This window comes from Nitrospina gracilis Nb-211 (assembly GCF_021845525.1).
GTDB classification, from domain to species: domain Bacteria; phylum Nitrospinota; class Nitrospinia; order Nitrospinales; family Nitrospinaceae; genus Nitrospina; species Nitrospina gracilis_A.
The window spans coordinates 678,005-699,478 of sequence record NZ_JAKJKD010000001.1; the positions used below are offsets into that span (position 1 = coordinate 678,005).

The window sequence follows — 21,474 nt, forward strand, 5'->3', positions numbered from 1 at the left end:
TAGGCCCGGCAGGAGAAAGGGGTTGGGTGGGGCGGCGCCGGCGCTCAGGAGGCGGGGGCGTTGTCCGACAGGGCTTCGATCTCGTAGTGGACCCGGTCCCATTCGGTGAGCAGGGTGTTTTCCTCGGCGGTCAATTCCTTCTGCCGGGCGAGGGACTGCATCAGCGTGTCCTTGTTGCGCTCCTGGTAGATGTCGGAATCAGCCAGCCGTTCCTCCAGTTCCGCTTTTTCGCCCATCACCAGTTCGAGTTTTTTCTCCAGCGCCTCGGCGCGTTCCTTGAGCGGCTTCAACCGGCGGTAGCGCCGGTTGCGTTCCTCGGCTTCCTTGCGTTTCTGTTCCTTGTCCCGGCGGGCGGGCGTGGTTTTTTCGGATGCGGCGGACTTCGACTCCGCCTCCGCCGCGCGTTCTTCCTCTTTCCTTTTCATCCACTCGTAGTGGCTGAAGTTGCCGAGGTATTCCTTCAACTGGCCGCCGTCCACCTCCCACACGCGGTTGATGAGCCCGTCGAGGAAGTAGCGGTCGTGCGAGATGGTCACCACCGTGCCGTCGAAGTCGGCCAGCGCCGCCGCCAGGATCTCGCACGAGCGGATGTCAAGGTGGTTGGTCGGCTCGTCGAGCAGGAGGAACGGTGCGGGCGCGGCCAGCATGCGCGCCAGCGACAGGCGTGAGCGCTCGCCGCCGGAGAGCACGCCGACTTTCTTGTCCACGTCGTCGCCGGAAAATAGGAACGCGCCCAGGATGTTCCTCTGCGCGGTCAGGGTCAACTGCGGTGCGGATTCGTCCAAAGACTGAAGAACGGTATGTTGCGGATTGAGTATCTCGACGTGGTGTTGGGCGTAGTAGGCGCGCGTCACGTTATGGCCGAGCTCGATGGTTCCCGCATCGGCTTCCACCTGCGCCGCCAGCAGTTTGAGCAGGGTCGATTTGCCGGCGCCGTTGGGTCCGACCAGCGCGATCTTCATGCCGCGCTCGATCTGGATGGAAAAGTCGCGGTACACGGTGACGGGTCCATATGCCTTGTCCACGTTCTCCAGGCGCGCCACGATGCGGCCCGTCCTTCCCGGTTGCGGAAAGCGGAAGTGGATGGTCTTGGTGCCGCGGTGCGTCTCCACCTTCTCCATCTTTTCCAGTTGCTTGATGCGGCTTTGCACCTGCGTCGCTTTCGTGTTCTTGGCGCGGAAGCGCTCGACAAAACGTTCGATCTCGGCGACGCGCCTCTGCTGGTTGGCGGCTTCGGCTTCGAGTTGGGCGATGCGCTCGGCCTTCTGCCGCTCGTAATCGTCGTAGTTGCCCGTGTACACCGTCAGTTTGCCGCGGTCGAGTTCCGCAATGCGTCCCGCCAGCGCGTTCAGAAACCGCCGGTCGTGGGAGATGAGAAGCAGACTGCCTTCGTACGTTTTCAGAAACGATTCCAGCCACACCACCGATTGCAGGTCGAGGTGGTTGGTCGGTTCGTCCAGCAGAAGCACGTCCGGGCTTTGCAACAGCAGGCGCGCCAGTTCCGCACGCATGCGCCAGCCGCCTGAAAACGTCTCCAGCGGTTTGTGAACCTGATCGGCCCTGAAACCGAGCCCGGATAAAATCGACTGTGCCCGCGATTCGCGTTCGTAGCCGCCGTGGCGTTCGAACTCGTGTTGCAGATCGCCGTAACGCCGGCTCCATTCCTCCGGGTTGCTGTCATGGAACGCCGTGTCGTTGTGCAGGCGTTCCATTTCCTTCTGCACCTCGGCGAAGCGCGCATCGCCTTCCACCACGCGTTCGAGCACCGTCTGCGGCACGGTCTCCAGCTCCTGCGACAGCATGGCGACGCGCGCACCCTTGCGGATATGCACGCGTCCGGCATCGACGTCCTCGTGTCCGACGATGACGCGAAACAGGGTTGTTTTGCCCATGCCGTTTTCACCGACGAGGCCGACGCGCTCGCCGGGCTTCAGGTGGAACCCGACGCCGTCGAACAGCACCTTCGGTCCATACTGCTTTTTGAGGTTTTGAAGTTGGATCATGGATTGAAAGAAATCACCGCTGGCGGAGCTTGGGATTGTAGGCTTCGCGCAGTCCTTCGCCAAACAGGTTGAACGCGAGCACCACGAACAGAATGGTGAAACCGGGGATGAAAGTCAACCATGGCGCATCGAAGATGAACGCCCGGCCGTCGGACAGGATGTTGCCCCACGTCGCGTCCGGAGGCTGTACGCCGAAGCCAAGGAAGCTCAAAGCCGACTCGGTGAGGATCGCCGTGGCCACGCCGATGGTCGCCGATACCAGCACCGGGGCGATGGCGTTTGGCACGATGTGCTGAAAGATGATGCGCATTTCCGGGATCGCCTGGCTTTTGGCGGCGAGGACGTAGTCCTGTTCGCGCAACGCAAGGAACTCCGCACGCACCAGGCGGGCTGTGCCCATCCAGCCGGTGAGGCCGATGACGATCATGATGTTGTAGATGCTGGGTGGCAACAGCGCCACCACGGTGAGGATGAGGAAGAACGTAGGAAAGCACAGCATGATATCCACGAACCGCATGATGAGCGTGTCCACGGTGATGAATCCCAGCCGCACGCGGCCGTAAAATCCCGCCAGCCCGCCGAGGAAAATGCCGACGGTGACGGAAATGCCAACGGCGACGAAACCGACGGTGAGCGAAACGAACGTGCCCTCCAGCATGCGCGCGAACACATCGCGCCCCAACTCGTCCGTGCCCAGCAGGTAGATGCCCATGAGGGGCCGCTCGGCTTCCTTGACCAACTCGGTATTGTAGGGTGTCAACGGTGGTTTGAATTTTTCCACCAGGCGCACGGTGGTGGGATCGAACCGCTCGTGGTGCATGGTGAGCAGTTTGCCGCCGATGGCGACGACGAGCAGGAAGGCGAGGAACCACATCGACGCCAGCGCCATCTTGTTCCGGCTGAAAATGCGCCAGCGTTCCTGAAACGGGGTTTCCTCCGGCACCATGCCTTCGGCGGCGAGGGTTTCGGCTGTTGGCGTTGCGGCTTCGTTCATGGCGTCCTCAGAATTTGATGCGCGGGTCGGCCACCGCGTACAGGATGTCCGACACCAGCGTGCCGATGAGCGTCAGCACCGCGGCGATGAAGTTGAGCGTCAGGATCACCGGAAAATCCCGCGCCAGGATGGCTTCGTAACCCAGCCGTCCCATGCCGGGCCAGGCGAAAATGGTTTCGAAGATCACCGACCCGCCGATCAGCCCGGGGATCAACAGGCCGAACATGGTGATGAACGGCAGTAACGCGTTGCGCAGGCCGTGGCGGTAAATGACCGTGTCCTCGTCCAGTCCCTTGGCGCGGGCGGTGCGGATGTAGTCCTGGTTGATCACCTCCAGCATCTGCGAGCGTACATAACGCGACAGCACCGCCAGCCCGGTGATGGCCGTCATCAACGAGGGCAGGGTGAGGTGCCAGACATAGTCCATCGACTGAAACAGCGCGCCTGCGTCCTCGAAGCCGAAAGTCTGCCTGCCGATCACCGACACATTCAGATTCTGCGCCACGAAGATGATGAGGATGTAGGCGAGGAAGAAGCCGGGGATCGAGATCAACGCATACGAGAGAAACGTGGTCGAGCGGTCGAACATCGAGTTGCGGTGGATCGCCGCCTTGATGCCCATGGGAAACGCGACGCTCCAGGTGATGAGCGTGGCGACGATGAACAGCGGCAGGGAGTTCAGAAAGCGGTCCCAGATTTTCGCCAGCACCGGCTGGTTGTCCTTGAACGATTTCAACTGCCCGGTGAACAGGTCGCGCATCCAGTAGAAGTATTGCACGTGCAGAGGATCGTCCAGGTGGAATGCGTCGCGGATGCGCTGGATGTCTTCCGCCTTCATGCGCGGGTTGGCGGGATCGACCAGGCTCGGCTCGCCGGGCGCCAGGTGCACGATGGTGTGCGCGATGAGCGAGATGAACACCAGCAGGATGATGCGCTGGCCGATATTGCGGATGATGAATGCGGTCATGACGGCATGGGCGATGGGTTGAGGGGCAATCGAAAACTCACTCTCTATTTCCTCTTTTTTCCCCGGGCTAACTCTTCTGTTATACTTTGGGGCATGGACATTATACAGATCAGCCATTACCTCGACCAACTGCTCGACATCCATAATATCAAGGATGCCTCCCGCGCGGTCAACGGATTGCAGGTCGAAAACAAAGGCGACATCAAAAAAGTGGGGCTGGCCGTCGATGCCTGCCAGGCCACCATCGACATGGCCATCGACGCCGAGTGCGACATGATGTTCGTGCACCACGGCCTGTTCTGGGGCGGGCTGCAACCGGTACGCGGCGCGCATTACAAAAAACTCGCGCGCATGGTGGAAGCCAACCTCGGCCTCTACTCGGCACACATCCCGTTGGACGTGCATCCGGTGCTGGGCAACAACCGGCAGTTGGCGGATGTCATCGGCCTCGACAATTTGCAGGAGTTCGCCCTCAACGATGGACAGTATATCGGCCTGCGTGGCACCGTTGCGCCGAAGACGGGGCACGAACTGGGCGGGATGTTGTCCGAAGCGCTGCAAACGAACGTGCGCGTCATCGGCGACGGGGTGATCCGTTCCGTGGGACTCGTCACCGGCGGCGCCGGGAAACTTTTGGGCGAGGCCATCCGCGAAGGGCTCGACTGCTTCATCACCGGCGAAGGAGATGCCTACCAGTTTCACGATGCGGTGGAGAACGGCTGTGTTTTGATATTCGCCGGGCACTACGCCACCGAGACCGGCGGTGTGATGGCCGTGGGCCGTCACCTCGAAGAACAGTTCGACCTCGAAACCACCTTCCTCGATTACCCGACCGGACTGTGATCCCCGTCCCCGACGCCGCATCCCGTCATTTTCTTTTTGCGAGTGGATCCCTGTCATGAGCAGGCCTCCTTCGACCCCTCCCCGCAAACGGCTTGCCGTGGTGTGCAATCCCAAGGCCGGGCGCGCGGGAACGCGTTTTTCAGGAACGCTCGACGAACTCGCCAGGCTGGGTGTTGAGGTGGAAGTGTGGAAGACGCAGGCGGCCGGCGACGCCATCGGGCTGGCGCAGAAGGCGGCGGAGGCTGGTGGATTCGATGCCGTGGTGGCCGCGGGCGGCGACGGCACCTTCAATGAAGCCGCCAATGGTCTGATCAACACCACCGTTCCGCTGGGCATCCTGCCCGTCGGCACGGTCAACGTGCTGGCCACGGAAATCGGGTTGAAGTCCACCCCCGAACACATCGCGCGCACGTTGGCGTTCGGTGAGGCGCGCAGAATTTATCCGGCGAAGATGAACGGCCGGAGTTTCCTGTTGATGGCGGGATGTGGACTCGATGCCCGCGCCGTGGCGGGGGTGTCGCGTCATTTAAAGAAACTGTTCGGCCCCGGCGCCTACGCCTGGTCGGCATTGAAAGAAGTTTTTAAATGGGACCCCGCCGTGCTGGAGGTGGAGATCGACGGCGCCCGTCATACCTGCCGCTGGGTGCTGGCCTGCAAGGCGGTGCATTATGGAGGGCCCTACCGCGTGGCGCCGGGAGCGGATTTAGCGGTGCCGCGCCTGGAGGTGCTGCTGTTCCAAAGCCGCACGCCGTGGGGCCGCCTGGCCGAAGTGGCGGTGGCCATGCTGGGGCGGCGGTTCGGGATCGATACAGGAATCCACGTGGTGGAAACAGACCGCCTGCGGGTGACGGGTCCGGACGGCGAGCCCGTTCAAGTGGACGGCGACGAGGCGGGCACCCTGCCCGTGGATCTCAGTGTCGGCGCCGATACGTTGAATCTGATTTATCCCGTTCAGTAAAATAAAAAAACCGGAAGCCCCAAAGGGAACTTCCGGTTTTGTTGTGTGCGGTAAGAGTGCGGCGGTCAGCGGCGGCGCGAGCGCCGGTCGTCGCGCTGGATGCGCTGCGGTGTGGGTGCGCCTTTCGAGAACAGCCACAGGCTGAAACCAAACACCATCATTCCCAGTACCAGCAATCCATCCACGTTTGCGAACGTCATGACGCGCTCCTTTCAAATTACTGGAGGGTGGGCGTATTCCCGTGTGCCGCTCCCTCCGGGGTCTGCCGCCGGCTCGTGATTAAAACGAGAAGCGGTGTTTCTCGAACAGCTCCATAGTGACGCGCTCCGCGCCTTCCTTGGAGACTTCCTGTTCGATGCGCTGGATCGCCATTTCGCGGATGAACGGGATGGGGATGCGCATGACCTTGGCCTTCGCCGCGTCCTCCCATTGCATGCCGAAATTCGGCTCGTCGTCCTGCTGATTGGCGTAATCGACGTCGCGCTGTTTGTCTTCCTCGGTCACTTCCATGCCCATCGCTTCCTTGGCGGAGGCGGGCATGACGTTGGTGAACACTTCGTCGATGATGTCCGGCGTCACCATCTTGTCGCCGCGCTGGCGGGCGCGCGCCTCGATGGTCTGCTTCGCCATGCCCAGCACGAACGGAGGCACCTTTTCCATCTTTTCCATGGCGTCCTGCGTCCACGGCATGCCGCTGGTCGGCGCGGACTCCATGTAGTTCTTGAACTTGTCGACGATGTCTTCTTTCTTTTCGGTACGGAGCGCGAGGAAGTCCTGAATCTCCTCGATCACTTCCACCTTGCGCGGGCTCTCAGCCATCTTCTGTTTGGCGACGTCGAACGCGCCCATCGACAATTCCTCGAAGCCGAACTGCCGGACGCGCTTGGAGACCAGCATCATCGACTCGTTGCGGATTTCGGTGAGGAAATCGGACGTGATATATTTGTAGTTTCTCTTGACGGCCCGCTGGACCATCAGCTTGCGGATGCCGGGACGCACGAACTCCGGCGCGTGCTTGACCCGCTCCCAGGCTTCAACCGTCCACTCCACGCCGTTTTCGTCGGCGTACGGGTGGTTGATGCGGTCGGAGGCCTCGATTTCTTTTTCGTGGGCTGTGTAATCTTCTTGCATGACGGTATTTTCCCAAAATGCGGGCTTGAAATAAAGCGCATTTTTGATTTAAGGTCTCAGTCGGAAACGGACTGATTTTACACTACTTCACCCCTTTTACAATGTCAACGATCAGGAAGGCCCCGCGCGCATGAGTTCAATCCACCGTTCCCCAATGGTTTACGGCTTTTTCTTCGTTTCGGGGATCACGGCCCTGGTATATGAAATCATCTGGACCCGGATGCTGACCCTGGTGTTCGGCCACACGGTGTACTCCGTTTCGGTGGTGCTGGCGGCATTCATGGCCGGGCTGGGTTTCGGCAGTTACGTGTGGGGCCACGTCATCGACCGTGCGGTGGAAGAGGACCGGCACCCGCCTCTGGTCGTCTATGCCTTCATCGAGATCCTGATCTTCGCCTCGGCGGCGCTCCTCACCCTCATTTTCTACAAGTTCCACGTGTTCTACGCGTGGTTCCACCAGTTTGTGCCGGACTCGCCCGCATTGTTCGCGGCGATCAAGGCTCTGCTGGCGTTCCTGTTGATGTTCGTGCCGACGACGTTCATGGGCGCGACGCTCCCCATCATCAGCAAGTATTACGTCACCGACGACGCGCGCCTCGGCACGCAGGTCGGGTATTTGTATGCGCTCAACACGCTGGGAGCGTCGGCGGGCTGCCTGCTCACCGGCTTCATTTTCATTTCGCTGTTCGGCGTCGTGCAGACGGCCCTGCTTGCGGCGGCGGCGAACCTGATCATCGGCATCGGTTGCATCCGTATCTACCAGGAAGAAAACCCCGGCGCCAAAATCATCCCGCGCCTGCCGAAACCCACCTGGCCGCGTTTTGAAGCCGATGCGTCGCAAAAGCTGTGGATGGCGGTGGCGTTCATCAGCGGCCTCACGGCGCTCGCTTATGAGGTGTTGTGGACGCGTCTCCTGGTCTTCAGCATCGCCAGCACGGTGTATTCGTTCAGCATCATGCTCGCTGTGTTCCTGCTCGGCATCTGCCTGGGTAGCGTGCTCGCCGTTCCCGTCATCGCCAAATGCCGCGACTTGCGCAACGTGCTGATGGTTCTGCAGGCGGGCATTGCGGGGTACGTGACGTTCACGCTGTTCAATATGGAAGCGTTGTTGTCGACGCCGTGGAACAGCTACGACCTCGACCAGCCCTTCACCACCTTCTGGCGGTATCTGAAAGACTCGTCGGCGCTGATGCTGGTGCCGACGACGTTCCTCGGCATGAGCCTGCCGATCTTGATCAAGCTCGCCTCCGGCGACCACGCGCACGTGGGTGGGGGCACGGGACGCGTCTATGCCGCCAACACGGTGGGTGCGATCTTCGGCTCGCTGGTGGCGGGATTCGTGTTGTTGCCGCTCATCGGCACGGAGCAGAGCCTGGTGGCGGTGGCGACGCTGAACCTGTTCGTGGTGGCCCTGCTGTTCCGCACCGGAAGCGCGCCCCTTAAAGTGCGCAAGGCCGGCACGCCCGCCATCGTGGCGGTGATCCTCGTGTTCACCCTCGCCATGCCTGGCGACCTGCTCAATCCCTTCTTCATGCGTGACAGCGTCGGCCAGCGCGACGTGAAAAGCCTTTTGTATTTTGAAGAAGGGTTGACCGACACCGTCGCCGTGTTCGAGGACAGCTACGGCATCCTCGATCCCGACGCCAAGCGCCTCATCACCAACGGCATCTCCATGTCCGCGTCGAACGTCATCGCCACGCGCTACATGAAACTGTTCGCGCACGTGCCGATTCTTTTGTCCGACACCCCGGACAACGTGCTGGTCATCTGTTTCGGCACGGGGCAGACGACGGGGGCGGCGGGGATTCATCCAAGAGTCAAGTCGGTGGACAGCATCGAGCTTTCATCCAGCGTCATCAACGCCGCTCCGGCGTTCGCCAAGGAAAACCACGACGTGGTGAACAACGACAAGGTGAACATCGTTATCCAGGACGGACGCAATTTCCTGCTCACCACCGGCAAGAAGTACGACGTGATCACCGGCGAGCCGCCGCCGCCGCGGACGGCGTTCACGGTGAATCTGTACACGCGCGATTTTTACGAGCAGGCACTGCGCGTGCTCAAGCCCGGCGGCATCGTCGCCCAGTGGGTGCCGCTCCACAGCCAGAGCGCGCTTGAGGTGGACATGCACTTCAAAACGTTCCTGTCCGTGTTCCCGCATGCACAGGCGTGGATGTCCGTCGCCAACGAAATGCTTTTGATCGGATCCGATCAGCCGATCGACATCGACCTCGCCAAACTGAAAACGCGTTTTGCCGAGCCGCGCATCAAACAGGCGATGGAGGCCATCCACATTCCGGACGTGCACTCCTTTCTCGCCAACATCTGGTTTCTGGAAGAGCAACTGCACGCGCTGGCCGAAGGCCAGCCGCTCATCACCGACAACCGGCCGCGCATCGAGTTCTACCTCGACTACGGCAACGTCGTCGGCATGCCGGGACTGGAGCGCATCGTGTTCAACCGCGTGGATGCCGGCGCCTTCTGGCAGCGCGTGAAGAACGCGGACGCCGACGATGAAGCGGCATTCCGCAGTCAGTACCGGGTGATGGATCTCTACCAGCGCGGCGTCATGTACGCCAACCGCGAGATGTTGCTGGAAGCCATGCGCTTGGCCAGCGACGACAGCCTCCTGCGTTACCACCTACAGGCGGGTGAGCCGCAGATTCAGGAACTGCTCGAGCAGGTGGAAGCCGATCCGAAAAATCTCGAAGCTCTGCTCAACCTCGGTCATTCGTTTTACCAGCTTGGCCAGTACGAAAAGAGCCTCGAGTTTTTGAACATGGTGCAGAAACGCCAGCCGGAAAACCCCTTCGCCGCGTTGTACACGGGGTATGACCTGATGGAACTGGGGCGCCTGAAGCAGGCGGAGGCGGTGCTCAAGGACGCGGTGCGGAAGAACCCCGGCGAGATGCGGAACGTCATGCAACAGGTCGGGCTGATTGATCTTCTGCAGAAGCTGGAGGAGAATCCCGGTGACCTCCTGCTCCTCAACGCCGCCGCCAAATTTTACAACGTGCGCGGCGAACACCTGAAGTCGCTCGAGTACTCGTCGCGCGTGCTGGCGAAGGACAGTCTCAACCGCGAAGCCCTGCAAAGCCAGATGTTCAGCTACCGCGGCCTCGGCCAGCCGCGCGAGGTCATTGCTACCGGTTTTCGTTACGGAAATGTGGACCCGGACGATCTGCAGTACATGTATCTGATGGCGGAGATGTATATCAAAATTCTCAATTGTGAAAAGGCCATCCCCTTCCTCGAAAAAATCCTTGCCGTGGACGACACCTACCAGAACGCGCAGAGGTGGCTGGACCGGTGCCAAAAGAAAAAGGGAGAAGCCGTTCCCGCCGCGTGATGGCTTCTTGCAGCGGATTTGAAGCGGCGGTGCTTCTCAACGCGGGGAAAGACCGCGCAGGCGGTTGCGCACGCCCAGCCATGCGACCTCAAGCCAGTTGGTGATGCGGCCCTTCCAGATGCGTAACGGACTGTACAGCCGCGCGTGAGTCTGGAACAGCAGTTTGGGGATATTCAGTTCTTCCGGACAGCGCGGCAGGCAGTCGCCGCACTCCGTGCACCGGTTGGCGAACTCGCCGGGAAACCAGTGTCCCTTGCTCTGCAACATGTTGTAGCGGTACTTGCCGAACGAGCGCATGCCGTAGCCTTCGAGCATGTTGCGGAACCGCAGGACCTCCGGGATGTTGATGTTCTCCGGGCAGGGCAGGCATTCGTTGCACACCGTGCAGTAGTCGGGAATGCGCGCCGTCTGGGCGTCCATCTTCTCTCTCACCGGTTCGTCTTCCGGCGTGAAGTAATTGCCGCCGTTCAAAATCGCCAGGTTCTGCGGAAAGTGTTCCGGTGCGTGAAAGCCCATGGTCAGCGTGGTGATTTCCGGATGACTCAGGCAAAAGCGCCCGTTGAACTGCACCGGCGTCAGCGGCGAGCACAGGGACGTCAGCTTGGGCGATGGATTCCACAACTGCCCGCCCTTGTCGTTGGGCGAGATGATGAGCACGCCCATGTCGAGTTCGCCCGCCAGCCGGATGGCTTCACGGTTGCGCTGGAAGAAATAATAGTAGTGCAGATTGACGAAGTCGAACAGGCCGGTGCGCATGGCGGCGAGGATGATATCCAGCGGCGCGTGCGTGGAAAAACCGATGTGCCGCACCAGCCCTTCCTCGCGCAGGCGGTGCAGGGTTTCGACGGGCCCCCCGGACTGCACCGCCGCATCCAGCCGTTCCTGATTGTTGATGCCGTGCCAGCCGTAGAAATCGACGTAATCCAACCGCAACGCTTTGAGTTGGTCCTCCACCAGCCGCCGGGTGTCGTCGGCGGTCATGGGCGCGCCCTTGGTCATCATCTTGTACGCCGAGCGCGGCGTGCCGAGCTCTTTTAAGGCCGCGCCGTACAGGTGTTCGCTTTTCACGTAGCCGTGGGCGGTTTCAATGTGGTTGATGCCGCAGGCCAGCGCACGGCGGGTGGTGTCGATGCAGTTGTCGAGCGCCGCTTTCGGCAGGTAGTCGCGCGGTGCGTCCCAGCCCTGCTCGAAGCGCATGCCGCCCAGCGTGAGTACGGAAATCGACTCGTTCGTCCGCCCGAAGCGGCGGTACTCCATCGGCGGCAGGGCCGTCGTGTCCATGATGCCGGTCTGGGTGGTGGCGGTGTCGGGCATGGTCGGGTTCCGGAGATTGGGGGTTCAGCATACAGCCGGTTTCATGCTAAAAAAGAACGGGCCGGGAGTCAATCCTGCGCCGGATTTTGCCCGCGGCTTGGCAGAATCTTTACATTAACTGAATGCGGGGGATATCCTCCCGTGATGGGAACAGGCCGATGTTCGACAAGCTGTTCGACTGGATGAAGAAAAACGAACCGCCGGAGGAGGCGCCGCCGGAAACGACGGAACTCACGCCCGAAGCGAAACAGGCGCTGATCCGGGAATGGTACGCGACGCTGGGCGTGCCGGAAGGCTCCGGTCTCGCCATCTGCCGCCGTGCCTGGAAACAACTGCTGGCGAAGTACCACAAAGACCTGATCTCCGAGGACGACGACGCCCAGCAGGAGGCCGCCCGCATGACGCAACGCATCAACGAGGCCTACCGCGGCCTGCAGGACGAGCTGTTCTGAATCCGGTTGGGTCCTCCCACGGTTGCGGTCTATAATAAATCGGGCTTATCCACTGGCCGTGCATCAAAATCCTCTCACGCTAACAGGCGGTGCCGTGTCTGCCTTCCGTTTCATTCATTGCTCGGATCTCCACATCGACAGCCCGTTCAAGAAGCTGGACGGCGTCGATGATGCCATGCGCGCCTGCCTGCGCAACGCCACCTCCGAAGCCTTCGCCAACATCGTCACCCTGGCGTTGAACGAGAAAGTCGATGCCGTGGTCATCGCGGGCGACGTGTTCGACGGCGAGGACAAGAGTTTGCAGGCGCAGTTCCGCTTCTGCGATCAACTGAAACGGCTGAGCGCGGCGGGCATTCCCGCATTCATTGCGCATGGCAACCACGATCCGTTGAACTCCTGGTCGCACACCCTCGAATGGCCGCAAGGCGTGCACGTGTTTTCCGGCGCCCGCGTGGATGCGGTTCCTGTTGAGAAAAACGGACACACTCTGGCCAAAATTTACGGCATCAGTTATCCCAAAAAGGAAGTGCGCGACAACCTGGCGCCGTTGTTTTCGGAAATCGACTCCGCCGTGGTGTCGGTTGCCGTCCTGCACGCCAACGTCGGCGGCAACAGCGATCATGCCAACTACGCGCCGTGCAAGGTTGAGGACCTGTGCGGCGTGGCGGTCGATTACTGGGCATTGGGCCACATTCACGCGCCGCAGGTTCTGCGCGACCGGCACCCGGCGGTGGTGTACAGCGGCAACCCGCAGGCGCGTTTTTTCCGCGAGGGCGGCGAGAAGGGGTGTTATCTCGTGACGCTGGAAAAGGACAGGGCGCCGGACATCGTGTTTCATGCGGTGGATGCGGTGCGTTACGTGCGCGAGGAAATCGATGTGACCGATTGCGACACATGGAACGCCGTGATCGCGGCGGTGCAGGAGGCCTGCCGAAACCGGTTGGCCGCGCTGGATGGACGCGACCTTGTGGTGGAATGGACACTCACCGGCCGCACGGCCATGCACCGGGAATTGCAGGAGGTGAAGAAACTGGCGGAACTGCGTGAACCCGTGTTGACGGAGTTTGAAGGCGGCACGCAGAAGGTGTGGATGGAGTTGGAGTCGCGAACCACCGGTTATTACGATCTCGATGCGCTGCGGCAGGGCAAGGATTTCATTGCCGATATTATTTCCCACTACGACAGCGCTCTGGATGGAGACGATCTCGACGCATGGCAACAGGTGTTGGAGCCGGTGTTCGGCGGCCACGGCGGCCGCCTGCCCGCGCCGGATGCCGGTATGCTTAAAGAGTGGATCGCACAGGCGCGCGATCTGACGCTCGATCACCTGGTGGTGGATGAAGATTGACGGAGACGTGGAATAAATCATGCAACTGCGCGCATTGCACATCAAACGATTCGGGGTCTTCAAAGACAAGTCCGTCGCCGGATTGCGTCCCGGTCTCAACCTGCTGTACGGAGAAAACGAAGCGGGCAAGACGACGCTCCTCCAGTTCGTGCGCTGGGTGCTGTTCGGCGAGGGCGCGATGTTCGCCGATCACTATGCGCCGGAGGATGGCGGCAAGCAGGAAGGATCGCTGGAGTGTGAATCGGCAGGCAACGAGATGGTGACGATTCAGCGCAGTGTCCAAAGCAAACAGAAAACGCAGGTCCGTGTTGCCACGCCGTTGCGCACGGTGGAGAACCAGCAGAGTCTCAACCCGTTTTTGGGATACATTCCTGCCGCGTTGTATAAAAACGTGTATGCCTTCACCATCGAGGAATTGCAGCAACTGGATTTCGTGAAGGACGATGAGGTGAAGCAACGCATCGTCGGTGCCGGGCTGGGGTTGGGCGCGGTGTCTTTGTCCGGGATCCGAAAGTCACTCAGTGACCGTCGTGAAGAATTGTTCAAGGTGCGCGGCAAAACGCAGACCCTCAACGCTCTCACCACAGAAATCAAAAACCGGGAAAAAGAAATCCAGGAAATGCAGAAGGACCTTGTGCAGTTCGACCGCCTGCACGAGGAGATCGAATCGCTCACCCAGCAACGCGCGGCGCTCAAGGCACCGCTTGCCGAGGCCAGCCACCGTGTGCAACGGCTGGCCGCTTTGGCGGAGGTGTATCCCCGCTTCGTGGATTGGGTGGACGCCGGGAACGCATTGGAGGCCCTGCACGGCGTGCCCGAGTTGAGTGAATCGGTGGTGGAGGAGTTTCACAACCTGAAACGGGAGTGGGCCGCCTTAAAGAAGCAATTTGACGACCGGCGTCAGGAAGTGGAGCGGTTGCAAAAAGTGCGTGACGGCATCGAGGTCAACACGGCTCTGTTGCAGTTGGAAGCGGAAGTGAAACAGATCAACCAGTCCCACCAGTCCGTGCGCGACATTATGAAGGACATCGACACCCTCCGCCGGCAACACGGGGAAAAGAGCGGGGTGATCCTGCAAAACCTGCAACGCATCGGCGAAGGGTGGGACGAATCGCGCTTGCGGGAATTCCAGAAGGTCGACGAATTGAAGGGCCGCGTGCGCAAACACCGCGCCGACCTGGAATCCGCCGCGGAGAACATTTCCAAAGCGCAGGCCCGGCTGGACTCGCACCGGGAATACCGCGCCCGCGAAGCGGTGCGGTCGGTATTGCCTCCGGGGGCGATGATGGTCCTGCTGTTGTTCGCGGGGCTGAGCGTGGCGGGCGGCGTGGCCGCGTGGATGGCGGGGTTTGCGGGGGGCATCGTGTTTGCCGTTTTGGGTGTGGTTCTGGCCGGGGCCGCCGCGTGGTGGGTTCGCACCCGATCGAGATCCGGCACTCAGGAGGACCCTTTGGAACAGCATTACCGCGAGGAGGCGCAACAGGCCAAAGCGGCGCGGAACCATCTTGTTGAAAGCTGGCAGAAATGGCTTGCGGAACGCGGCTTCCATTCCGGCCTCGACGTGGATGAGTTCGACGAGGTGATGAGGCGCATGGAGCGCACCCGGGATTTATTGCGCGAGCGGGACGATCTGTCTGGCCGTATCGAAAAAATGGAAGCCGATTTGCGGGCGGCGCGGTCGCGGGTGGAGCGTGTGGCGTCGGCGGCGCCCGGGTTGGAATTGAACAACGACCTGCTGGTGAATATGGAACGTGTGGCGGAACGCTATGAAGACCAGCGCCAAAAGCAGGAGGAACGCCGGAATCTGGAGAAGGCGCTGTCCGAGCAGGCACAGGGGCTGGAACAGTTGAAACCGGCGGTGGAGGCCCAGCGCCAGAAGCTGGACCGGATCATCCTGGAAGCGGGGACGAAGGATGAAGAGGGATTCCAGGACCAGGTGACGTCGTGGAAGCGGGCCTGCGATCTGAAGCAACAGTCCGAACGCGCCCGCCGCGACATCCAGTCGCGCATGGGGGTGGGCGAAGCGTTCGATGCGGTCGTAGAGGAATTGCGGAGCACCGAGCCGACGCGGCTGGATACCGAATGCGCCACCGCGCGGGAGCGGGTGGAAACACTGCAAAAACAGATGCAGGAGATCGATCAAAAGCTCGGCCGCTGTCAACAGGAGCAGGAGCGGCTGGCGAACAGCGATGTGCTGTTCGACGCGCAGTCGCAGGTGGAGATGTTGAAGCAGAGGCTGGAGCGCGCCGGGCGCGACTGGGCGGTGGCGACGCTCGCCCTTTCCATGTTGGACCGATCCCTTAAAACATATCAGGAAACACACCAGCCCGCCGTCTATCGCGCCGCATCCGACTGGTTCCGGCGCATCACCGGCGGCGTGTACGAGGCGGTACGCTACCAGATGGAAGCGGACGTGGTGGACGTGCAGACCGCGTCCGGAGATTTCAAACCCGTGGCGCACTTGAGTCGCGGCACGCGCGAGCAGTTGTACCTGGCGCTCCGCCTCGCGCTCATCCAGGAATATGAAAAGGAGTCGGAACCCCTGCCGGTGCTGATGGACGACGTGTGGGTGAACTTCGACGACGCGCGTCGCGACCGCTTCGTGGAGGTGCTGGCCCAGTTCGCGCAGGACCGGCAGGTGGTCGTGTTGTCCTGCCACAACGCCTCGCGGGAATTGTGCCGCCGCCATGGCGCGCATGAGGTGGTCTTGTCCACTCCTTGAATGGGGCCCGTTGCCTGGCGCTCCTGAATGCTTCCCGTTGTGGTTTTGCCGTGAACAAGGGTGGTACAATCGGGGAGTATCTTCCCCTTTTCCTTTTTCGGAGGCATCCGCATGAAGCCAGTTCGACATTCCCGCACAATGCGCAAAAGAACCTGCATGACGGCGATGGCTTTGCTGGGCCTTCTGTTTTTCGTTGCGACACCAGCGGTGCAAGCGGAGGAAAATGATTTCAACCAGCTTGTTCTGCAAAAGCGGTTTCTGGAGAATACCTATGGAATTGCGAACCTGGAATGCTTCCCGTTTCTGGAGAAGATCGGCGGCAGGGAAGAAGAAGTTCAGCGCATCCGTGATTGCCTGCACGGTGTCCTCACCCTCACCGCCGCATTGAAGGAAGTCCCGGACGCGGATCTCAAGCGCGTGGCCATCAGCACGCGGTTTCTGCGCACCGGCGGCTTCCATACGATTCTGATCCCGTGGGATGCGGAACCCGGGGAAGTGGCGCGCGTGCTTCGCGAGCGGTTGTCGCCGGAGGAACAGCAGGCGTTTCTGGAAAAGATCACTGCCGTGAAATCCACCATCCACGGCAAGTTGTTCATCCGCGAACTGTACTGCTCGTTGACCATCACCAACGACCAGTGTCTGCAGGGATACGAAACGCTGGCGAAAGTGGAACCCGACCCCGCGCTACGCCGCAAGATGTGGGCGGAGGTGACGATCACCGACTCCGACACGGCGAAGGAAAACCCGGAAATCCTGCCGCTCCGTTACGATGCGGACGTGGAGAAAATGACCCGGAAATTGCGCGAAGACACCACGTGGAACGAGTGGGAGATTCAGAAGAAGGCATACGAAACCATTCAGGAGCGGTTCGGCGGAACGTTCAAGGCTTTGCAGTTGCCGACGTTTTACTGCGACGTGACGCTGTCGGCTGAGGAGTGCATCCAGGGCGCGGAAAATTTCCATAAAGCCGCCGAGAGCGAGGCACTGCAATCGAAAACCTGGGGCCGCGTGCGCGTGACGCGGTACAATACGCGCATCCAAAGTGATTATAACGTGATGTTCCGTTACGACCTGGCGCCGGAAGAGATCGCGCAGGTGTTTTCCGCCAAGCCGACGAAAAAAGAAATCGAAAAGGCCGTGACGCGTGCGGAGAAGCTGGAGTCGCTCACCAAGAACAACGCCACCGGCCTGCGCGCGGTGTGCGACCTGGTGGACCTCGCTTCCTCCCTGTGCGTGCGGGGATTTGAGTATTTCATCGATTTCGTGCGTGCGCACCCGGACTTCCGTCCGGCGGGAACCGCCACGGATGTCATGTTCGTGGACGGCACCCAGCTGTCCCGCCTCAACTTTGCATTGAACTCGAGTTCGCGGGCGCATTACATTTACGTCGATGCGCGCGCCGGGTACCCGGAGTTCGAAGCTCACCTTTTGCAATTTGGTAAGGGCGCCCCTGCCCCTGTTCGCTGACGTCTTTTCTAGCTTTTGCGCACGGATTCCGGCAGGAGATAATGCCGGGTGTCGTAATCGGGATGGGTGAGGACCACCTGCTTGCACAGCCGCCGCGCTTCGTTGATGACCACCGGCGCCATCAGGTTGGCGGTCATCTGCCGGTAATCCTGCGGAATGCGTACGATGACGAGCACCGCCAGCGTGTCGTTGGTGCCCAAGGCGATTTCCTTCCTGTCGGCGGCGGTGAGGTCCACTTTGTAATCGGGGACGAAGAGGAACGGGTTGGTCACCACAAACGCGAGTCCGGGGTTGGTCAGCGAATGAAGCCAGTGGAGCGGACTTTCCGTTTTGGAATCGAAAGGGAGCACCGCGTATTCCGTTTCCAGTTCGAAGCCGGACAGCCCCTGCGTGAATGTGAGGACGGATGCGGGCGCAACCTCGAATTCGCCCAGCCGTGTGGACGCGTATTTCATGGCTTGAGATTGTCCTGCAGGATTTGGTGAATGGCGGCGGGGTCGAACTCGGGCGAGGCGGCGGACTGGTTTTCCTCCTTGATGCGGGCGAACACTTCCTCGCGGTACACCTTGGTATCGGGGGAGGCCTCGATGCCGATCCGGATGGTTTTGCCCTTGATTTCGATCACCGTCACCCGGATATCGTCGTTGATCAGGATGCTTTCCCCGACTTTTCGCGTCAAAACCAGCATGCCGACTCCTCTAGTTGGTGACCGGGACCCGCTTCGGGGATTATAGCAGATGAACCCGGAGCGGTCCGGGAAAAGATGGGCGGCGATTCAATTGACAGGGTAGGGCGATTGTGCTACTTTCCCTGATTCTTGATCCAGCAGTCACAGTGGGCCGAGGTAGCTCAGTCGGTAGAGCAGAGGACTGAAAATCCTCGTGTCGGCGGTTCGATTCCGTCCCTCGGCACCATTCGTCTTGCAACACCCATCCGACGCATACAAATAATTCCGGCCTGCGGGTCAGCTCATGCCGCACCTTCTGCGATGAAACAACAGGACCGTTTCCCCAGCCTGGGTTCGTTTTACCGGGTGCATGCGGGAGTGCCGTTCCTTCTGGCGCTTTTCCTGTTTGTGGTGTTCGAATTCACCCATCTCGATCTGACGGTGGAGAACTGGTTTTTCGATTCCGCCACCGGGCAGTTCCCCCTGCGTCACGTTTGGTTTTTTAAGGTATTCATGCACCGCTGGGTGAAATACGTGATCGTGGCGGTGGGCGTCGTTGTGGGGGTGTGTCTGTTGCTTTCCTTGAAGCTTCCACAGTTCCGCAGGCACTGGCGGGTGTTTCTTTTTCTCGGGCTCTGCCTCGGTCTGGGGCCCGCAGCCGTGGCGGGTCTGAAAGCGGCTACCAATATGCACTGCCCGTACGATCTCCAAATGTATGGCGGCACGTTTCCTTACGTTCGCCTGTTTGAATGGGCTCCGGAAGGAATGCGGCGCGGCCGTTGCTGGCCTGCGGGCCACGCCTCCGGCGGATTCGCACTGATGGGTTTTTATTTCATATGGTGGCGGAGCCGACCGAGGTGGGCGCATGCGGCTTTGGCCTTCGGCCTGGTGTATGGCTTTGCCATGGGCATAGGCCGGATGGTGCAGGGGGCCCATTTCCTGTCGCACAATTTCTGGTCCGCGCTGGTCTGCTGGCTGGTGGCGCTGTTGTGCTACCGCATTCTGCTGCAATCCCGCGATTTCCCTCAGGCCCGGGGCGCGGCCTGACCCGAAGGGTCAGGACCTTCCCGGCGGTGTGAGGATCCGGTACAGATTGTTTTTGAGCAGGTAGTTGGAGTATTGATAGTAGCTGATGGCCTCCGTCAGGAGTTCAGGGTTGGGTGGCGTCTTCTCCGTTTTGTAGCTGTAGTCCTGCACGTTCACCCGTTCGAAATCGACCTGCTGGTTGGGTGACAGGGTGATGAGTTGACCGTCGCGGAAATACCCCAGGTTCTGATAGGTTCCCAGCACCAGCCTGCCTTGTTCCTCCGGCTCTTTCAGAGCATCCTTGCCAAAGAATTTGCTGTTGTAGGAAAAGTTCATGAGCCCGAGGAGCGTCGGGCCGATATCGATCTGGCTCACGATTTTACTGACCACCTGGGGTTTGATGATCTTGGGCGCGTAGATGATGGCCGGGATGTGATAGTTCTGTAGCGGGATGTTCGTCTGCCCCCTCCCTCCGGCGCAATGATCGGCGATGACAACGAAGATGGTGTCATCAAACCAGGGTTTTTTCCGCGCCTTCTCGATGAAGGTGCCGATGGCGTAGTCCGTGTATTTCACCGCGCCCACGCGTCCGGTTTTGGAAGGAATGTCGATCCTGCCTTCGGGATAGGTGTAAGGCCGGTGGTTGGATGTCGTCAGCACGAATTCGAAAAACGGCTGGCCGCGGGCATGGGATGTGTCCGCTTCCTTCAGCGCCCGGGTGAGCAGGTTCTCATCGCAGATGCCCCAGATGTTGGCGAATTCAATCTCGCTGTTGTTAAAGTCGGTGCGGTCGATGGCTTTGAATCCGTTCTGTTCGAAAAAATAATTCATGTTGTCAAAGTAGCCGTATCCGCCGTACAGGAACTTGGTATCGTAACCCTTGGATTTGAAAATGGACCCGAGTGAAAACAGGTTCTCGTTTTTCGGGCGTTTTACGATCGAGTAACCGGGCGTCGGTGGGATCGACAGCGTGATGGCCTCCAGCCCGCGAACGGTGCGCAGTCCCGTCGCATACATCTGGGTGAAAAACATGGACTGATTGGCCAGGGCGTCCAGATAGGGCGTCGCATTGTAATGCGGCTCGAACATCCCCATGAATGAGGCGCTGAGGCTTTCCACCGTGATGAAGACGACATTGTATTTCTTTTCCTCGCCCTCATTGACGATCACACGGATCGGTTCCGGAGACATTTCGTCCGCCAGGTGGCTGTTGAAGGATGCCATCTCTTTTTTCATAACACGGATCATCTCTCTTTCATCGAGAGTCTGGTAAAAGGAGTAGTAGTCGAGCTCGTTTTTACGGAAGGCGGACACGAACTGGTAGAATCCGTTGCGGGACAGTTCGTCGACAATGCGGTTTTCTGAAATCCGTTTCTCCGTGGTCGCGGCCAGGGTGAACGACAGAAAGGGTGCCAGCGCCAGCACGGCAAACCCCACGCTCCGTTCACGACGGGACAGCTCCGGCAGTGCTTCCAGGCTTTGGTTGATCCGGGAACGAAACAGCCGGTAAATCACATACGCGGAAACCAGGATGGATGTGTAAACCAGGTACATCGGGTACGACTCCACAATGTTTCCGATCACTTCCTGCGTGTACACCAGGTAGTCCACGGCGATGAAATTGAACCGCGCATTGAACTCCATCCAGAAAAACCATTCTGCATGCGCTTGAAACGCAAAGATCACGATGATGACAAACGTCGCGATATGGAGAAACCGCTTGCTGTATGAAGAGCGTAGCGCCGCATTCGGAAGCACGAGGAAGTACAGCAGTAGCGGTACCAGAAAATACGCGAAGAACAGCGTGTCGTGGTACCAGCCGTAAAAATAGACCTTGAGCAGGTCCATCACTGGATTCTGAAAGCTGTCGAACTCTTTGACGGTGAGCACGGTCCGGATGATAAAGTTTTCCGTCAGACAAAGGACGTAAATGAGGAAGGGCAATTGGTAAAGTCTACAGTTTTTCTTGAACATGTGAATTCTCCCTGAAGAGATTCTCTTCAGAAAAATGAAACAGAAGCCTTCTCACTCCGACAACCAATGGGTCGACAAATTCGGTAGGATAAAACCTGAGTGGCAAGGGGCCGTTATCCGAGTGAGTCATGAATGCTGGGCACGGGTCAGAATCAACTGATGCAGATTACCAGAGTCGAGGGCTTCGGAAGGACTTGTAGAAATATGAAATAGGAGTCAAAAAAGTTCTATTAATGGATCAAAAAAAAACTATGGGCGA

General features: G+C 59.9%; 17 protein-coding genes and 1 tRNA gene. 9 read left to right on the top strand and 9 right to left on the bottom strand.

The window, feature by feature from the left end; translation table 11 throughout:
• Positions 1–44: 44 nt before the first annotated feature.
• The 3 genes from J2S31_RS03185 to J2S31_RS03195 are packed head-to-tail and all read right to left on the bottom strand — an operon-like array spanning position 45 to position 3,964.
• Positions 45–2,003, bottom strand: a complete 1,959-nt coding sequence (locus J2S31_RS03185) for an ABC-F family ATP-binding cassette domain-containing protein (RefSeq protein ID WP_237097615.1) — start codon at positions 2,001–2,003, stop codon at positions 45–47.
• Positions 2,004–2,016: 13 nt separating this feature from the next.
• Entirely contained in the window at positions 2,017–2,997 is a 981-nt protein-coding gene (locus J2S31_RS03190; protein WP_237097616.1) for an ABC transporter permease, read from the bottom strand.
• Positions 2,998–3,004: 7 nt separating this feature from the next.
• Entirely contained in the window at positions 3,005–3,964 is a 960-nt protein-coding gene (locus J2S31_RS03195; RefSeq protein WP_237097617.1) for an ABC transporter permease, read from the bottom strand.
• Positions 3,965–4,057: 93 nt separating this feature from the next.
• Here J2S31_RS03195 and J2S31_RS03200 point away from each other — a divergent pair, with 93 nt between their 5' ends.
• Together J2S31_RS03200 and J2S31_RS03205 are read left to right on the top strand one after the other, a co-directional pair.
• Positions 4,058–4,807: a Nif3-like dinuclear metal center hexameric protein gene (locus J2S31_RS03200; RefSeq protein ID WP_237097618.1), complete on the top strand. Its 750-nt coding sequence runs from the start codon at positions 4,058–4,060 to the stop codon at positions 4,805–4,807.
• Between the two features lie 55 nt (positions 4,808–4,862).
• Complete coding sequence (locus J2S31_RS03205) at positions 4,863–5,765, top strand: diacylglycerol/lipid kinase family protein (RefSeq protein WP_237097619.1); 903 nt, start codon at positions 4,863–4,865, stop codon at positions 5,763–5,765.
• 65 nt (positions 5,766–5,830) lie between these two features.
• On the opposite strand, the gene J2S31_RS14570 is transcribed toward J2S31_RS03205, so the two are convergent.
• Both J2S31_RS14570 and J2S31_RS03210 read right to left on the bottom strand, forming a co-directional pair.
• A complete protein-coding gene (locus J2S31_RS14570) occupies positions 5,831–5,965 on the bottom strand; it encodes a hypothetical protein (RefSeq protein WP_272908541.1) in 135 nt (44 codons plus the stop codon).
• Between the two features lie 79 nt (positions 5,966–6,044).
• The gene (locus tag J2S31_RS03210; RefSeq protein ID WP_237097620.1) at positions 6,045–6,896 is read right to left on the bottom strand and encodes a PCP reductase family protein; all 852 of its coding nucleotides are present in this window, start codon (positions 6,894–6,896) and stop codon (positions 6,045–6,047) included.
• A gap of 130 nt (positions 6,897–7,026) precedes the next feature.
• Between J2S31_RS03210 and J2S31_RS03215 the strand changes: the two genes are divergently transcribed.
• The gene (locus tag J2S31_RS03215; RefSeq protein ID WP_237097621.1) at positions 7,027–10,245 is read left to right on the top strand and encodes a fused MFS/spermidine synthase; all 3,219 of its coding nucleotides are present in this window, start codon (positions 7,027–7,029) and stop codon (positions 10,243–10,245) included.
• A 36-nt stretch (positions 10,246–10,281) separates the two neighbouring features.
• Here J2S31_RS03215 and J2S31_RS03220 read toward each other — a convergent pair whose 3' ends face one another.
• Positions 10,282–11,559, bottom strand: a complete 1,278-nt coding sequence (locus J2S31_RS03220) for an aldo/keto reductase (protein WP_237097622.1) — start codon at positions 11,557–11,559, stop codon at positions 10,282–10,284.
• Between the two features lie 158 nt (positions 11,560–11,717).
• Here J2S31_RS03220 and J2S31_RS03225 point away from each other — a divergent pair, with 158 nt between their 5' ends.
• The 4 genes from J2S31_RS03225 to J2S31_RS03240 all read left to right on the top strand — a co-directional run bounded on the left by J2S31_RS03225 (position 11,718) and on the right by J2S31_RS03240 (position 17,548).
• On the top strand, positions 11,718–12,011 hold the full coding sequence (locus J2S31_RS03225; protein WP_237097623.1) for a J domain-containing protein: 294 nt from the start codon (positions 11,718–11,720) through the stop codon (positions 12,009–12,011).
• 94 nt (positions 12,012–12,105) lie between these two features.
• Positions 12,106–13,359, top strand: a complete 1,254-nt coding sequence (locus J2S31_RS03230) for a metallophosphoesterase family protein (RefSeq protein WP_237097624.1) — start codon at positions 12,106–12,108, stop codon at positions 13,357–13,359.
• Positions 13,360–13,378: 19 nt separating this feature from the next.
• Positions 13,379–16,081: an ATP-binding protein gene (locus tag J2S31_RS03235; RefSeq protein WP_237097625.1), complete on the top strand. Its 2,703-nt coding sequence runs from the start codon at positions 13,379–13,381 to the stop codon at positions 16,079–16,081.
• Positions 16,082–16,192: 111 nt separating this feature from the next.
• Positions 16,193–17,548 (top strand): hypothetical protein, encoded by a 1,356-nt coding sequence (locus tag J2S31_RS03240; RefSeq protein WP_237097626.1) that lies wholly within the window; start codon positions 16,193–16,195, stop codon positions 17,546–17,548.
• Positions 17,549–17,556: 8 nt separating this feature from the next.
• Here J2S31_RS03240 and fliW read toward each other — a convergent pair whose 3' ends face one another.
• Together fliW and csrA are read right to left on the bottom strand one after the other, a co-directional pair.
• Complete coding sequence (gene fliW, locus J2S31_RS03245) at positions 17,557–18,003, bottom strand: flagellar assembly protein FliW (RefSeq protein WP_237097627.1); 447 nt, start codon at positions 18,001–18,003, stop codon at positions 17,557–17,559.
• Positions 18,000–18,236: a carbon storage regulator CsrA gene (gene csrA, locus J2S31_RS03250; RefSeq protein WP_237097628.1), complete on the bottom strand. Its 237-nt coding sequence runs from the start codon at positions 18,234–18,236 to the stop codon at positions 18,000–18,002. The genes fliW and csrA overlap by 4 nt, the downstream gene beginning before the upstream one ends.
• 150 nt (positions 18,237–18,386) lie before the next feature.
• On the opposite strand from csrA, the gene J2S31_RS03255 reads away from it, so the two are divergent.
• Positions 18,387–18,462: transfer RNA gene (locus J2S31_RS03255), tRNA-Phe, on the top strand.
• A 74-nt stretch (positions 18,463–18,536) separates the two neighbouring features.
• Complete coding sequence (locus J2S31_RS03260) at positions 18,537–19,262, top strand: phosphatase PAP2 family protein (RefSeq protein WP_237097629.1); 726 nt, start codon at positions 18,537–18,539, stop codon at positions 19,260–19,262.
• A 9-nt stretch (positions 19,263–19,271) separates the two neighbouring features.
• Here the strand turns inward: J2S31_RS03260 and J2S31_RS03265 are convergent, their stop codons facing one another.
• Positions 19,272–21,215, bottom strand: a complete 1,944-nt coding sequence (locus tag J2S31_RS03265; RefSeq protein ID WP_237097630.1) for an LTA synthase family protein — start codon at positions 21,213–21,215, stop codon at positions 19,272–19,274.
• Positions 21,216–21,474 lie beyond the last annotated feature (259 nt).